This is a genomic window from Nocardioides maradonensis (assembly GCF_054777115.1).
Genome location: NZ_BAAHAZ010000002.1, coordinates 336,903 through 351,049, shown reverse-complemented (window position 1 = coordinate 351,049; position 14,147 = coordinate 336,903). Strand labels below are relative to the sequence as shown.

The 14,147-nt window shown below is 71.2% G+C and carries 15 protein-coding genes and 2 tRNA genes; 6 read left to right on the top strand and 11 right to left on the bottom strand.

The window, feature by feature from the left end:
* Position 1: 1 nt before the first annotated feature.
* The 5 genes from ACYVAQ_RS03385 to ACYVAQ_RS03365 form a co-directional block, all read right to left on the bottom strand.
* Positions 2-1,099 carry an amino acid ABC transporter permease gene (locus ACYVAQ_RS03385; protein ID WP_460787040.1) on the bottom strand — a complete coding sequence of 366 codons (1,098 nt, stop codon included), beginning with the start codon at positions 1,097-1,099 and terminating at the stop codon, positions 2-4.
* A gap of 2 nt (positions 1,100-1,101) precedes the next feature.
* Entirely contained in the window at positions 1,102-1,968 is an 867-nt protein-coding gene (locus ACYVAQ_RS03380; RefSeq protein WP_460787039.1) for an ABC transporter substrate-binding protein, read from the bottom strand.
* Between the two features lie 159 nt (positions 1,969-2,127).
* Entirely contained in the window at positions 2,128-2,721 is a 594-nt protein-coding gene (locus tag ACYVAQ_RS03375) for a TetR/AcrR family transcriptional regulator (protein WP_460787038.1), read from the bottom strand.
* Positions 2,722-2,832: 111 nt separating this feature from the next.
* A tRNA-Ser gene (locus tag ACYVAQ_RS03370) sits at positions 2,833-2,922 on the bottom strand.
* 82 nt (positions 2,923-3,004) lie between these two features.
* Entirely contained in the window at positions 3,005-3,454 is a 450-nt protein-coding gene (locus tag ACYVAQ_RS03365; protein ID WP_460787037.1) for a hypothetical protein, read from the bottom strand.
* 88 nt (positions 3,455-3,542) lie between these two features.
* On the opposite strand from ACYVAQ_RS03365, the gene ACYVAQ_RS03360 reads away from it, so the two are divergent.
* Both ACYVAQ_RS03360 and ACYVAQ_RS03355 read left to right on the top strand, forming a co-directional pair.
* Positions 3,543-3,627, top strand: a tRNA-Ser gene (locus ACYVAQ_RS03360).
* A 27-nt stretch (positions 3,628-3,654) separates the two neighbouring features.
* Positions 3,655-5,073 carry a lipase family protein gene (locus ACYVAQ_RS03355; RefSeq protein WP_460787036.1) on the top strand — a complete coding sequence of 473 codons (1,419 nt, stop codon included), beginning with the start codon at positions 3,655-3,657 and terminating at the stop codon, positions 5,071-5,073.
* Here ACYVAQ_RS03355 and ACYVAQ_RS03350 read toward each other — a convergent pair.
* A complete protein-coding gene (locus tag ACYVAQ_RS03350) occupies positions 4,985-5,956 on the bottom strand; it encodes a hypothetical protein (RefSeq protein ID WP_460787035.1) in 972 nt (323 codons plus the stop codon). The genes ACYVAQ_RS03355 and ACYVAQ_RS03350 overlap by 89 nt on opposite strands.
* Positions 5,957-5,967: 11 nt before the next feature.
* Positions 5,968-6,753, bottom strand: coding sequence for a carbon-nitrogen hydrolase family protein (locus tag ACYVAQ_RS03345; protein ID WP_460787034.1), 786 nt, complete (start codon positions 6,751-6,753; stop codon positions 5,968-5,970).
* Between the two features lie 49 nt (positions 6,754-6,802).
* On the opposite strand from ACYVAQ_RS03345, the gene mobA reads away from it, so the two are divergent.
* The 4 genes from mobA to ACYVAQ_RS03325 all read left to right on the top strand — a co-directional run bounded on the left by mobA (position 6,803) and on the right by ACYVAQ_RS03325 (position 9,422).
* Positions 6,803-7,405: a molybdenum cofactor guanylyltransferase gene (gene mobA, locus ACYVAQ_RS03340; RefSeq protein WP_460787033.1), complete on the top strand. Its 603-nt coding sequence runs from the start codon at positions 6,803-6,805 to the stop codon at positions 7,403-7,405.
* 39 nt (positions 7,406-7,444) lie between these two features.
* Positions 7,445-7,762, top strand: a complete 318-nt coding sequence (locus tag ACYVAQ_RS03335; protein WP_460787032.1) for a DUF6457 domain-containing protein — start codon at positions 7,445-7,447, stop codon at positions 7,760-7,762.
* Positions 7,763-7,801: 39 nt separating this feature from the next.
* Positions 7,802-8,782: an NAD(P)H-quinone oxidoreductase gene (locus ACYVAQ_RS03330; RefSeq protein ID WP_460787031.1), complete on the top strand. Its 981-nt coding sequence runs from the start codon at positions 7,802-7,804 to the stop codon at positions 8,780-8,782.
* 85 nt (positions 8,783-8,867) lie between these two features.
* Positions 8,868-9,422, top strand: a complete 555-nt coding sequence (locus tag ACYVAQ_RS03325) for a bacterial proteasome activator family protein (RefSeq protein ID WP_460787030.1) — start codon at positions 8,868-8,870, stop codon at positions 9,420-9,422.
* Between the two features lie 194 nt (positions 9,423-9,616).
* Here the strand turns inward: ACYVAQ_RS03325 and ACYVAQ_RS03320 are convergent, their stop codons facing one another.
* The 4 genes from ACYVAQ_RS03320 to serS all read right to left on the bottom strand — a co-directional run bounded on the left by ACYVAQ_RS03320 (position 9,617) and on the right by serS (position 14,071).
* Positions 9,617-11,206, bottom strand: a complete 1,590-nt coding sequence (locus ACYVAQ_RS03320; RefSeq protein WP_460787029.1) for an IS1182 family transposase — start codon at positions 11,204-11,206, stop codon at positions 9,617-9,619.
* A gap of 62 nt (positions 11,207-11,268) precedes the next feature.
* Positions 11,269-11,934, bottom strand: a complete 666-nt coding sequence (locus ACYVAQ_RS03315) for a hypothetical protein (RefSeq protein ID WP_460787028.1) — start codon at positions 11,932-11,934, stop codon at positions 11,269-11,271.
* Positions 11,934-12,803, bottom strand: a complete 870-nt coding sequence (locus ACYVAQ_RS03310; protein ID WP_460787027.1) for an HAD family hydrolase — start codon at positions 12,801-12,803, stop codon at positions 11,934-11,936. The genes ACYVAQ_RS03315 and ACYVAQ_RS03310 overlap by 1 nt, the downstream gene beginning before the upstream one ends.
* Positions 12,800-14,071, bottom strand: a complete 1,272-nt coding sequence (serS, locus tag ACYVAQ_RS03305) for a serine--tRNA ligase (protein WP_460787026.1) — start codon at positions 14,069-14,071, stop codon at positions 12,800-12,802. The genes ACYVAQ_RS03310 and serS overlap by 4 nt, the downstream gene beginning before the upstream one ends.
* Positions 14,072-14,147: the final 76 nt, after the last annotated feature.

Here is a 14,147-nt window from a genome sequence, read left to right as displayed (position 1 = left end):
GTCAGGCCCTTCCGCTCTTGCGCTGCTCGCGGGCGATCAGCCGGTCGACGAAGCGCGCCTGGGGGATGGTGATGACGACGAACAGCAGCGCCACGACGATCACCGGGGACAGGTTGAAGACGTTCGACGACTCCAGCTGGGCGCGGGTGAACGCGTCGGCCACGCCCATCACGCCGATCAGCGCGGTGTCCTTCTGCAGGCCGATGAAGTCGTTGAGCAGCGGCGGCACGATCCGGCGTACGGCCTGCGGCACGATGACCGTGCGCAGCGTCATGCCGTAGCTGAGGCCCAGTGAGCGGGCCGCGGCCCACTGGCTCGGGTGCAGCGACTCGATGCCGGCGCGGTAGACCTCGGCCACGTAGCCGGAGTAGGTCAGCGTGAGCGCGATGATCGCCAGCCACAGCGGCGTCATGTCCCGGATCACCGGCACCTCCGCCAGCGCGAGGCCGAAGCCGACCAGGTAGAGCACGATGATGCTGGGAATGGCGCGGAAGACGTCGACGTACGACGTCGCGAGCCAGCGCAGCGGCCGGCCCGATCGTCCCGGCATCAGGCGCATCACGGCCAGCACCAGGCCGAACACCAGCACGAGCACCTCGGCGCCGATCGAGACCTGGATGTTGATCCAGAAGCCCTTCGCCACCTCGCGCCAGGTCGAGCTGATGAGGTCCCAGCGCAGGAAGGTGTGCGCGACGGCGCCGTGGTTCGCGGCGACGAAGCCCAGCAGGGTGGCGACGATGACGACGGCGAGCGCCCAGCCGTTCGCGACGGCCGCGCTCTCCCGGCCGGCCGCGGCCTCCCGTCGCGCGCCGACCAGGTCGCCGGCCGCCAGCAGGGTGGCGCGGGTCCGGCCGCGCGCGATCGCACGGAGGGCGGAGCCCAGCGGGAGCAGCGCGACCGCGCTGAGCACCCAGACCAGGGTGGTCGTGACGGCCGTACGCCGACCGAGGTCGGCCACCGCCGACACCGCGAGGTGGGCGCCGACGGCCGCGACGACCGTGATGACGACGGCCGTCGCAGCCAGCGGGAACACCGGTGCCGGGCGGCTCGCGCCGGGTTCGACCCGGGCGTCGGGGAGCTCCAGAGCCTGCACGCCCATGCTCAGCTCACGCTCCAGCGGGGGACGGCGTTCGGGTCGCCGCCGAGCTCCGGGCCGAGCCAGGTCGCGGACAGCTTGTCGAGGGTGCCGTCGGTGCTCATCTGCTTGAGCGCGTCGTCGATCGCCGAGGCGTTCGCCGAGCCCTCGGGGTAGATGGCGGCGTACTTCTCACCGGTGGAGAACTGGCCCTTGACCGCGAGCGCACCACCGGAGTTGGCCGCGAAGGCCAGCACGATCGAGGTGTCCTGGACCGCGGCGTCGATCTCGCCGCTGCGCACCGCGGTGACCATCGCGTTCTGGTCGCGGAAGGTGCGGACCTCCTGGGTCGGCTTGATCACGTCGTCGACGTACGCGACGGCGGTGGTGCCCACGAGGACGCCGAGGGACAAGGTCCGGATGTTGTCCGCGGTGATGTCGGCGTCGGCCTTCGCGAGCACGCCGATGTCGGAGTCGAAGTAGGGCTGGGAGAACTGGACGACCTTCTCGCGCTCGGGCGTCACCGAGATCTGCGCCATCGCGAGGTCGTAGTTCTTCGTCTTGCCGGCGACCAGGGCGTCGAAGGAGACGTTGTCGACCCGGACGTCCTTGAGGCCCGCGAGGTGGGCGATGTTGGCGGCGAGGCAGTACTCGAAGCCGCCGTTGATCGTGTCCGGCGTCGTGCCCTTCCACCAGCCCGGGGACGGCAGGTTCGTCTGCACGGTCAGCACGCCGCTCTCGACCGGGCTGAGGTGGATCGAGCCCTCCGTGCCGTAGAGCTGGCAGTGGGAGTCCGCGGTCGCGCTGGCCGTCGTCGTACCGCTGCTGCAGGCACCGGTCAGCAGCAGGCCGGGCAGCGCGGCCGCGGCGGCCAAGGCTCGAAGTGGACGCATCGAAACTCCTAAATTGATTGGCGCGTCAGTTGATTCACGAGGAGTGTGACTCAGCCCACGTCGGCATGTCAAGAGTGGTCCCGGGCAAAGATTCGGGAACGAACGAGACCGCCCGGCCAGGGGCCGGGCGGTCTCGTAGGAGTGGTGCGGTCGGGGCGGCTACGCCACTGTGATCAGGTCGACGACGCCGTCGCACACCTCGCGCATCCGGGTCAGGGTCATCGCCCGCGAGGACATCAGCACCTGGATGGCCAGCCCATCGACCATGCCGATGATGGCGTTCGCCAGCAGGACGGGGTCACCGGGCACGATGCGTCCTCGGTCCTGGCCGTCGCGGATGATCGCGGCCATCCGCCGGCGCCACTCGCCATACACCTTCTCGTTCAGTTCCTGCAGGTCAGGGTCATGCAGGGCCTCGAGCCAGAGCGCGAACCACAGGTGCCACGACTCGACCAGCAGCTCCTCGGACGGCAGGTACGAGGCCACCAGCACGTGCAGCCGCTGGGCGGGGTCGTCGATCGCGTCCAGGAGGTCGGAGCGTCGCGCCTCGGAGTTCTCGAAGTTCCACTCGAAGGCCGCGTGCATCAGCTCGCGCTTGGTGTCGAAGTAGTAGTGGATCGTGCCGGAGCTGATCCCGCTGCGCTTGGCCACGTCGGCCACCCGCATCGCCTGGAAGCCCTTCTCGGCCACCACCGCGCGGGTCGCCGCCAGGATCTGCTCCTTGCGCTCCGCCTCGACGCTGGGTCTTGCCATGCCGACCTCCTCGCAAACTTGACGCGTCAGTCAAACATGCCCACGCCCGTTCGGCAAGGGAAACGCCGAGATCCCGCCCGAGCCGAGGCTCGGACGGGATCTCGCACACGGCGGAGGCGGAGGGATTTGAACCCTCGATGGGCGATAAACCCAAACCGCATTAGCAGTGCGGCGCCATAGACCGGACTAGGCGACGCCTCCTCTACCGACCGGACGGATCCGGCGGCCCAAGGTTACCGGCCTCGCGCCGCCGCGACGAATCCGGTCCGCACCGAGGACGGGGTCAGCGAGCGGCGCCCTGGAGGTGGCGCCGTACGTCGCGCGCGAAGTCGTCCTTGTCGGACGCGATCAGGTCCATGGGGATCGTCGAGGAACGCCCGTCACGGAGCCGGATCACGACGCAGTCGAGGTCGCGCGGCGACGCGGCGACGACGTCCTCCACGTCGGACCAGCTGCCCTCGGCCAGGCCGACGCCGCGGACCAGGCGCACCCGGTAGCCGCTCGTCGTCAGCCGGACGACCACCAGCCGCGACGTGAGCCACCAGGCCAGGCCGATCATCCCGAGGACACCGGCGCCGAAGACGAGCACCAGGACGTCCGGGCTCCAGCCGGCGGCGATGACCGCGACGGTGACGACCAGGACCACCAGCGCCAGCACGATCGCGTAGGCGCCGACGAGGCGCACGAGAACGGGGCGGGCCATCCGGTAGTCGGACTGGGGCAGAACACTCACCGGACGATTGAACAAGACCGGGGCAGGGAGCGGCAAAGCGGCGGCACCTAGACTCGGCCCCGTCGTACGCCGTCATGAGGTACGACGTGGACAGGTGCCGGAGTGGCCGATCGGAACCGCCTTGAAAGCGGTCGTAGGGAGACCTACCGCGGGTTCGAATCCCGCCCTGTCTGCCGAGCGGCCGCCTTAGGGTGACCCCCATGAAGCTGCGCACGTCCCTGCCCGCGATCGCGCTGGCGCTGGTCGCCTCGACCCTGGCGCCCGGATCGGCGCACAGCGCACCCGCGACCGCCGCGCAGGCCGGCCCGCTGAGCAGCCCGTTCTACAGCTACTCCGGGTCGACCCCGCTGCGCGACGTGAAGCCGGGCACGGTGCTCAAGACGCGCACCGTTCCCTACAGCATCCAGGGCCTCCCGCTGCCGCTGCAGGCGACCCAGATCCTGTACCGCACCCGCAACCAGCTCGGCCGCGCCGTCGTGAACGTGACGACCGTCGTCAAGCCGGTGGTGCCGGTCAGCGGCACGCCGAAGGTGCTCTCCTACCAGTCCTTCTACGACTCGCTGAACCCCGCCGACGAGCCGTCCGCGGTCATCGCCGGCGCCTCGGGCCTGGGCGCGGGCAACGCGAACGTCGAGACCCTGGTCTTCGCCCCCGCCCTCCTCGCCGGCTACACCATCAACATCCCGGACACCGAGGGTCAGAAGGCGGACTTCGCCGCCGGACCGGAGTACGGCTACACCACGCTGGACTCGCTGCGCGCCATCTCGCGCTCGTCGGCGACCGGGGTCGGTGGCACGTCCAAGATCGGCCTGCTCGGCTACTCCGGTGGCGCGATCGCCAGCGAGTGGGCCGCCGAGCTGGCGCCGACGTACTCCCCGGGCATCGCCTCCCGCATCGTCGGTACGGCGATCGGCGGCGTGCTCGTCCACCCCGGCCACAACCTGCACTACATCGAGGGCTCGCTGGTCTGGGCGGGCGTGATGCCGATGGCGCTGGTCGGGCTGGCGCGGGCCTTCCACCTCGACCTCGCGCAGTACGCGAACGCCTACGGCCGCTCGGTCATGACGACGATGCAGAAGGCGCCGATCGCCGCGGTGCTCGGCATGTACCCGGGACTGACGTGGAAGCAGGTCGCGAAGGCGCGCTACCGGCGGCCCGAGCAGATCCCGGTCTTCGTGCGGACCGCCAACAAGCTGATCATGGGTCGCTTCCACACCCCGTCCGCGCCGATGTTCATCGGACAGGGCACCGGTGGCGCGCTCGAGGGCACCTCGCCCAGCAAGGTCTACGGGCCCGGTGACGGCGTGATGATCGCGGGCGACGTGCGCTCGCTCGCCCGGCGGTACTGCTCGCGCGGGGTGACCGTGACGTACACGCAGTACCCGCTGTCGCACTTCACGTCGGTGGCGCAGTGGCTGCCGGACGCCTACGGCTGGATCACGGACCGGTTCGCCGGGAAGGCCGCCCCGAGCAGCTGTGGCTCGATCGCACCGGGCAACTCGCTCGCCCCGCTCAGGCTGGCGCGGTTGCTCAGAGCAGCGGACCCCACCGCGCGGGCTCGGGGCGGACGACGTCCGGCCGCTGGGCCGCGCGACGCCGGCGGCCCGGCTTGCTGGTGACGACCAGGTCGATGCGGATCACGAGCCAGCCGATGAGGACGCCGAGCACGAGGCCGTAGACGAGGGACAGCCCGGCCTCGCGGATCAGGATCGCCGGGTTGGCCAGCGCGGTCGCCGCCGGTGCGGTCGCGGCGACGCCGAAGGCGCACACCCACCAGCCCTGCCGACGCCGCGCGCGCATGTGACAGCCGTAGACGAGGGCGGGTACGCCGAGGAGGGTGACGATCGGCCGCGGGAAGGCACCCAGGGTGCGGCGGCTGTCGTGCACCCACGCGAGCAGCTGGTCGACCAGGCCGGTCGAGCCGTAGCGACGCAGCAGCTCGGCGTACAGGAGGGTGACGGCGAGGAGGATCGTGCCGATGGCGACCACGAAGAGGCCCCGGCGGCCGAGGCCGTGCAGGCCGGCGCCGAGCCGGTAGACGACGGCGAACGCGCCGAGCAGGGCCAGCCCGAGCACGCCGTACTCGAAGCGGTAGATGTGCAGCGAGGGCTCGAAGCCGATCGCGGCGAGCCCGCCGATCGCGGCGAGGACCAGCGCGATCAGCGCCTCGCGGGCGGAGCCGACGAGGCCCCGCGTCGGCACCGTGACCATCACCGCGAAGACCGCCGCGACGGCCGCGACGAGGACCGCGGCCCCGGTGTGGAGCAGGTCGTAGTGGGTGAGCACGGTGACCAGGCCGAGCGCTGTCGCGAGCCCTCCGAAGATCAGCGGCCGACCGCCGTCGCGGACCGCGAGGCCGATGGTGAAGGCGGCGGCGATGACGACCGCGCCCGCCGGCGCGAACCAGGACGGGCCCGCCGGCACCACGGCACTCACCAGCATCCCGGTGCCGACCGCGACCAGCGCCAACCAGCCACCGAGGAGCCCGCGCGAGAACGACACGGGGCAGGACTTTACAAGCGTCGGTTGGCCAGGGACGGATTGGTACGACGCGCCTGCGCGAGCACCTCCGCGTCCGCAACCGCCCGGAGCACGGTCTCCTCCTCGGGACCCGCCTCGGCCAGGACCCGGCCCATCGGGTCGATCACGAGGCTGGTGCCGCAGTAGCGCGGCGCCGGCTGACCGGCCGCGGCGACGTACACGGTGTTCTCGATGGCGCGGGCCGTGAGCAGCGTGCGCCAGTGGTCGATCTTGCCGGGGCCGGCGACCCAGGCGGCGGGCAGCACCAGCACCTCCGCGCCCCGGTCGACGAGGGCGCGGGCGAGCTCGGGGAAGCGGAGGTCGTAGCAGGTCATCAGGCCGACCTTCCAGCCGGCGATGTCGACGACCACCGGCTCGAGGGGGCCCGCGGTGAGCCGGTCGGACTCGCGGTAGCCGAAGGAGTCGTACAGGTGGATCTTGCGGTACGCCGACGCGACCCGCCCGCGCACGAGCAGGGTGTTGAACGGCCGCACCGGGTCGGTGCCGATCTCGAACATGCCGGCAACGGCGGTGGTGGCGTCGCCCGCGGCGGCGGTGAGGGCTGCCGCGAACGGGCCGTCGGTGGGCTCGGCGTACGGGCTGACGTCGGAGCCGGGCGCGCCGAAGTCGCGGGCGAAGGCCTCCGGGAAGACCACGAGGTCGGCGTCCGCGGGGAACAGGCGCTGCAGGGTCGCGCGGTTCTCGCTCGGCTCGAGGGAGGCGGCGGCCTGGACCAGGGCGATCCTCAGCGGCGGGCGGTCTGCGGTGGACTCCGTCACGGTGCCAGCCTGCCATGCCCGCGTAACACGGCTGTGGAACGCTGAACCGGTGAATGCGGACCTCACGAGCTTCGCCGCCGTCATCCTCGCGGGGGGTCAGGGCGCCCGGATGGGAGGCGTGGACAAGGCCTCCATCGAGCTCGACGGCCGTTCCCTGCTCGAGCACGCGCTGGACGCGGTGATCGACGCCTCCGAGGTGGTCGTGGTGGGCGACCCGGCCCCGACGGAGCGGCCGGTGACGTTCGTGCGCGAGGACCCGCGGCACGGCGGTCCGGTCGCGGCCCTGCTGACCGGGCGCGACCTGCTGCTGCGACGGTTCCCGCGCATCGTCGTGCTCGCCGTGGACATGCCCCGGCTCACGTCCGCGACGTTCCGGCGGCTCGCCGACGCCGCGCCCGGTCACGACGGAGCGGTCCTGGTCGGCCCGGACGGCCGCAGGCAGCTGGCGATGCTGCTCGACCTGGCACGGCTGGACGCCGTGTCCCCGCCGCTGGAGGAGCGGTACGGCGCGGCCCTGCGCGCGCTGCTCGCCCCGCTGGACCTGGCGGAGGTGCGGTCGATCGGCACGGAGTGGCGTGACATCGACACCTGGACGGATCTGCGCGACCTCGCCGAGCCGCCCACCGACTCTTCACCGAATGACCACGGGTGACCCCTTGCCAGGGCCCTCGGATTGTCAGAGCCTGGGAACGTGAATCTGCACGACTGGATCGATGAGCTGTGCGACCTGCTCGACATCGATGCCGAAGCAGACGAGGGCCTGCTCGGCGACCTGTCAGTGGCCGCTTCCGACAACGTGTGCGCGGCGGCAGGGCCCGTGACGGCGTTCCTGCTGGGGTGGGCCGCGGCCACCCGCGACGCGGATCCCGACGAGGTGGAGAAGCTCGCCGCCCGTGCCCAGGCGCTGGCCGAGAGCTGGGACCGGCCGTCCTCGGCCGCGGATGACGACGAGGACGACGACGTGGAGGTCGAGGACGTCGAGCTCGACGAGGAGTACGAGCCCGCCTGACAGGGTGGAGGCCGTCGCGACCCTCGCTAGGGTCGGGACATGCGCGCCATCATCGCCAGCGAGCCCGGCGGACCCGAGGTCCTGAGCCTGCAGGAGGTCCCCGATCCCGTTCCCGGACCCGGCGAGGTCCTGGTTCGCGTCGCCGCGACCGCGGTCAACCGCGCCGACCTGCTGCAGCGGATGGGCTTCTACCCGCCGCCGCCCGGCGCGTCGGACATCATCGGCCTGGAGTGCAGCGGCACGATCACCGCGCTCGGCTCCGGGGTGACCGGATGGGACGTGGGCGACGAGGTCTGCGCCCTCCTCGCCGGGGGCGGGTACGCCGAGCAGGTGGCCGTCCCGGCCGGACAGCTGATGCCGATCCCGGCCGGCGTCGACCTGGTCACCGCGGCGGCGATCCCGGAGGTCGCGTGCACCGTGTGGTCGAACGTGTTCATGATCGGCGGCCTGCAGGCCGGCGACGCCTTCCTCGTGCACGGTGGAGGTGGCGGCATCGGGACGTGCGCCATCCAGCTCGCGTCGGCGCGGGGAGCGCGGGTGTTCACGACGGTCGGCAGCGAGGAGAAGGCGGCCGAGTGCCGCGCGCTCGGGGCCGAGGTCACCATCAACTACCGCGACGAGGACTTCGTCGAGGTCGTCCGCCGGCACACGGGCGGCGCCGGGGCGCAGGTCGTCCTCGACAACATGGGCGCGGCGTACCTGGGGCGGAACGTGGACGTCCTCGCCGACCAGGGCCGCCTCGTCATCATCGGTATGCAGGGTGGGGTGAAGGGAGAGCTCAACATCGCCACCCTGCTCAACAAGCGCGGCTCGGTCATCGCCACCTCCCTGCGCGGCCGGACGCTCGAGGACAAGGCGCGGATCTGCGCCTCGGTCGTCGAGAACGTCTGGCCCCTCGTCGCCGACGGCCGGCTCAAGCCGATCGTCGGCGCGGCCCTCCCCCTGGCCGAGGCCGTCGAGGCCCACCGCCGCATCGACGCGGGCGAGGTCGTCGGGAAGATCCTCCTCACCACCACCTGACCGCGAGTTCTGGCTCCTGGTCGACCGAAACCCTCCCTTCGGCTGACCACGAGCCAGAACTCGCGGGGTGAGTAGGGTCGGAGGCATGAGCGAGGAGCAGCAGATCGTCGTGATCGGGCCCGACGGCCAGCCGGTGTCGCAGCAGGCACCCACGGCCGAGCAGGAGGAGCGCGAGGGCGAGGGTCCGCTGACCGACCTGGTCGAGCAGCCCGCGAAGGTGATGCGGATCGGCAGCATGATCCGCCAGCTCCTCGAGGAGGTGAAGGCGGCTCCGCTGGACGAGGCGAGCCGGCAGCGCCTCGCCGACATCCACCGCTCGTCGATCAAGGAGCTCGAGCAGGGCTTGGCGCCCGAGCTCGTCGAGGAGCTGGAGCGGCTGTCCCTGCCGTTCTCGGAGCAGAGCGTTCCGTCCGAGAGCGAGCTGCGGATCGCGCAGGCCCAGCTGGTCGGTTGGCTGGAGGGGCTCTTCCACGGCATCCAGACGGCGATCTACGCCCAGCAGATGACCGCCCGCGCCCAGTTCGAGCAGATGCGGCGGGCGCTCCCGCCGGGCATCACCGCGGAGATGGTGCAGGGCCAGGCGCAGGGCCAGCACCCGGTCGAGGGCGGCCAGGACCCGACGAACGGGATGTACCTCTAGGACCTAGGACGCTGCTGAACAAGACGTCGTCTCGGCGGGGTTGATGGCTCTGGGCGGCGGGCGGGGCGCCACCAATGGCCGTCGAGCGGCAAGTTGAGTCAGCACTCTGTGGTGCGACAACGGGGTCGTCCCGCCCGCCTCAGGCCATGGTGTGCGCGCGATGTGGCGCTGCGCAAGGGCCCCGTTCCCGGCGTTCAGGCCAAGGCCCAGGTCCCGTTGCTCACGGTGAGTCCCATCTTGAGGAGGCGGCGCAGGTTGAGTGCGGCGGCGCGGTGGTGGAGCCAGTTGTTGTTCTTCTCGATCCCGCGGTAAGGCACACGCCGGTTGCCGCGGGTGAGCCAGGCGATGGAGCGTTCGACCATCGGTCGGTGCTGACGGTAGGTGGCTTGGAAGCCTTCGTCGGCTGCTCGTTTGCGGTGCGCGCGCTGAAGCTCGTCGTGCTCGCCGACGACGAGTTTTCGACCCCGCGACGAAGTGGTGCAGCGCGCGGCCAGTGGACAGTCGCGACACGCGATCCCGTAGGTAACGTTGCCGTTGTTGGTGATCTTGCGGGACACCCCGGCCGGACAGGTTGCGGTGCCAGCTTGGCGGTCGATGGTGAAGTCGTCGACGGTGAAGCCGCCCTCGACAGCCGGATTCAGCGGCCACGGCTTGAGCAGTGGGGTCCACTTCTTCTCGTTCAGGGTGTGCAGCATGTCGCCGGTGGCGTAGGCAGAATCGCCGAGGACCTCAACCTGCTGGTTCTCGGCGATGGTGGGGTCAGCGACCACGAGGTCGGCGCCCACGTTCGCATCGGAGTTTTCCGGCCCGTTGGTCTTGGTCAGCTTCACCGCAGACATCAGCCCGGTGTCGGGCTCGACCACGACGTGGGCCTTGAACCCGTCCTGACGACGTTCGCGGGTCTTGTGCGCGTGCCGGGTGTCGGGGTCCACGGTCGAGATCACCCGGTCCGGCGCGGTCTTGCGTGCGATCCGCCACCGACCGTCAGTGCCATCGGAGTCCTCGGCCGGCTCCACATCCTGACCGGCCACCAACGCCAGCAACGCGACCGCCTCGGCTGGCTTCCCGCCGGCTTCGGTGATCGCCTCAACATCAAGGGCAGCGAGCAGGGCGAGCGCGTCGCCGACCAGGGCGGTGACCAGCTCCTCGCGGGCCGCCGGGTCGTCCCACGCGATCGGCGGCTTTCCCGGCGCGTCATAGTCCTGACCGCTCAACGCAGCCAGCCGGGTGCACTCGGTGCCAATCAGCTCCTTGGCGCCGGGCACTTCACGGCCCACCCGGCGGATCTGGGCGACCAGCTGCGTGACCGTGTCCTGACGGGCGACCGCGTCGTCCAGGACGGTCGAGTCCAGCGCCCGACGCTGCTTCCCGGCGATCGCGCCAGTTTCAGTGACGATCTCGCGGACCACCTCGAAGATCCGCTGCGGGCGGTCACTGGCGGCCAGCCGACGCCGCCAGTAGGTCAACGCCGTGGGATGGAACCCCGCCGCGTCGATCGCGTACCCGCACGCCGCCTTCCACCGCAGGTCGAACGTCAGCGCGTCAACCGCTTCCCGGTCCGAATGCCCATACAACGCCTGAAGCACGATCACCGAGGCGATCACCTCGCCCGGGATCGAAGGCCGACCCCGACCGGACGGAAACAGGTCGGCGAACAACTCCGCTGGAAACAGCCGGTCGCGATGCTCGGCCAACAACGCATACACGCTGCCCGGCTCAAGCAGGTGCCCAGCCACCGACTCCACATCCAGCAGCTCACGCTGCCGATCCGACTCACCCTGCATGCCCTCAGGATTTCAGGTCAGCCCGCCGACCGAGGGAGGCGCGCCTTTTGTTCAGCAGTCTCCTAGGACCGCTCGCGGGCGAGTCGCCCGATGAGGAGCAGGCCCAGGACACCGATCAGGGCCAGACCGACCCCGGGGGCGATCAGCCGGTTGAGGGACGGGACGTCGCGGACGCCGTTCGCCGGCGGGTTCCACTGGACGGTCGTTCCGGAGCCACCGGGCGTGCCCAGGTCGGCGGTGAGCTTGTTGCGCAGGGCCTTGGACAGCCCGTGCGCCAGCAGCACCGAGCCGCCGCAGCGTGCCGAGGTGAAGCCGGTGCGCTGCTGGTCGAGGAACAGCAGGTACGTCGCCCGCTTCCTCAGCGACCTCCCGAGCCGGTAGCGCACCGGGACCTGCGTCAGGGTCGCGGTCGCACCGGGCTGGGCCGAGCCCCGGAACGTGGCGACCACCCGGATCGTGTACGTCCAGTACGCCGGGTGCTGCACGCTGTTCAACGGCGGACCGGGCGTCTTCACCGCCTTCGTGATGCGGGCCGCGATCACGGTGCTGACGCCCTCGGCCGCCTTCTGCACCGACGTCTTGTCCCAGGGCTTCACGGTGCACGAGGACGCCGTGGTGGCACGGGGCCGGGCGTGTGGGACCGCGCCGGCCGGGGCCGCGACGAGTCCGAGGGTCGTGCCCGCGACAAGGAGGATCGCGGCGATCCATCGACGTACCGGAGCAGGCATCACGACTCCATCTCACCAGATCGCCGGTCGCCGGGCCCGAACCAGCGGTCGATCTCGAGGGCCGCGCCGTCGTCGTTCACGTTCGCCGTGACGGCGTCCGCGATCTGCTTGACCTCGTCGGGAGCCTGGCCCATGGCCACCCCGCGGCCGGACCAGGTGAGCATCTCGATGTCGTTGCGCCCGTCGCCGATCGCGAGCACGTCGGCGGCGTCGACGCCGAGCTGGTCGGCGACGTACTGCAGGCCGGAGGCCTTGGAGACGCCCACGGGCGCAAGGTCCAGCCAGGCGGTCCAACCGATCGCGTAGTCGGTGCCCTGCAGCCCGAGACCGTCGACGAGGCGGATGAAGTCCTCGACCTCGGCGTCGGGGTCACGCACGATGACGCGGCTGACCGGGTGCGCCACGAGCTCCTCGACGTCGTCGACGACCGTCTCGTGGCCACCGAGCTCGCCTTCCGGGAAGGGCGCGGTCACGCGGTAGCCGAGCCCGCGCTCCTCGACCGCGACCAGCGCGGTGGGGTGCGCGGCGAGCACGGCGCGGACGGCCGGACCCGCGTCGAAGGTCTCCTCGAAGACGACCTCCATCGGCGGGTGGCGGAGCACGACCGCGCCGTTGGCCGCGACGATCCAGAGCCGCTCGGCGCGCTCGGGGTGAGCGGGGTCGTGCAGGTCGAGCATGTCGGCGACGCCGGTCATGTTGTGCGGCGCGCGGCCGCTCGCCAGCACGATGTGGGCGCCCGCGTCGAGGGCGCGCTGGACGGCCGCGTGGACGGGAGGGGTGACCTCCTCCTGGCTCGCGCCCTGACCCTCGATCCAGCGCAGCAGGGTGCCGTCGATGTCGAGGGCGACGAGCTTCGGGCGCCAGCTCATCGGACCGGCTCGAGCACCTCGCGGCCGAGCCACTTCTGCAGCGCCTTCGGGACCCTGACCGAGCCGTCGGCCTGCTGGTGCGTCTCGAGCACCGCGACGATGCAGCGGGTGATGGCCGTGAGCGTGCCGTTGAGGGTGGCGACCGGGGTCGTGCCGCCCTCGCCGCGCTGGCGGATGTCGAGCCGGCGGGCCTGGAAGTCGAGGCAGTTGGACGTCGAGGTGAGCTCGCGGTACTTGCCCTGGGTCGGGATCCACGCCTCGCAGTCGAACTTGCGGCTCGCGCTGTTGCCGAGGTCGCCCGCGGCCACGTCGATCACCTGGTAGGCCAGCTCGAGCTTGTCGAGGAACGCCTTCTCCCACTCGAGCAGCCGCTGGTGCTCGGCGTACGACTCCTCGAGGGTGGTGTAGACGAACATCTCCACCTTCTCGAACTGGTGGACCCGGATGATGCCCTTGGTGTCCTTGCCGGCGCTGCCGGCCTCCTTGCGGAAGCAGCTCGAGAACGCGGCGTAGCGCAGCGGCAGGCTCTCCGGGTCGAGGATCTCGTCGGAGTGGTACGCCGCCATCGGCACCTCGCTGGTGCCGACCAGGTAGAGGTCCTCGCCCTCGATCCGGTAGACGTTCTCCTCGGCCTGCTCCAGGAAGCCGGTGCCGTCCATCGCCTCGGGGCGGACCAGGGCGGGTGCGATGACCTGGGTGAAGCCGGCCTCGCGGGCCTGCTCCATGGCCAGGTTGATGAGCGCGAACTCCAGCTCGGCACCGACGCCGGTGAGGTAGTAGAACCGGGACCCGCTGACCTTGGCGCCGCGCTCGAGGTCGATCGCGCCGAGGATCCTGCCGAGCTCGACGTGGTCGCGCGGCTCGAAGCCCTCGGCGGCGAAGTCGCGCGGCGTGCCGACGGTCTCGAGGACGGCGAAGTCGTCCTCGCCACCGGCCGGGGTCTCGTCGGCGGTGATGTTGTGGATCCGCTTCAGGGCGATGGTCCAGGCCTGCTCGGCCTCCCGCTGCGTCTCCTCGGCCTGCTTGACCTCGACGGCGAGCGCCTTCGTCTGCGCGAGCAGCTCCTGCTTCTCCTCCGGGCTCGCCTTCGGGATCAGCCCGCCGAGCCGCTTCTGCTCGGCGCGCTTCGCCTCGAAGTCGGCGATCGCCTGGCGTCGTACGCCGTCGGCGGCCAGCGCCTCGTCCACCACGTCGGCGGACAGCCCGCGCTTGACCTGGCTCGCGCGGACACGGTCGGGCTCGTCGCGGAGGATGCGCGGGTCGATCATGCGCTCAGGCTATCGGCCCACGCGAGACCCGGGTTTGTCGCGGTCGAGACCCGGGTTTGTTCCAACCGAGACGTGT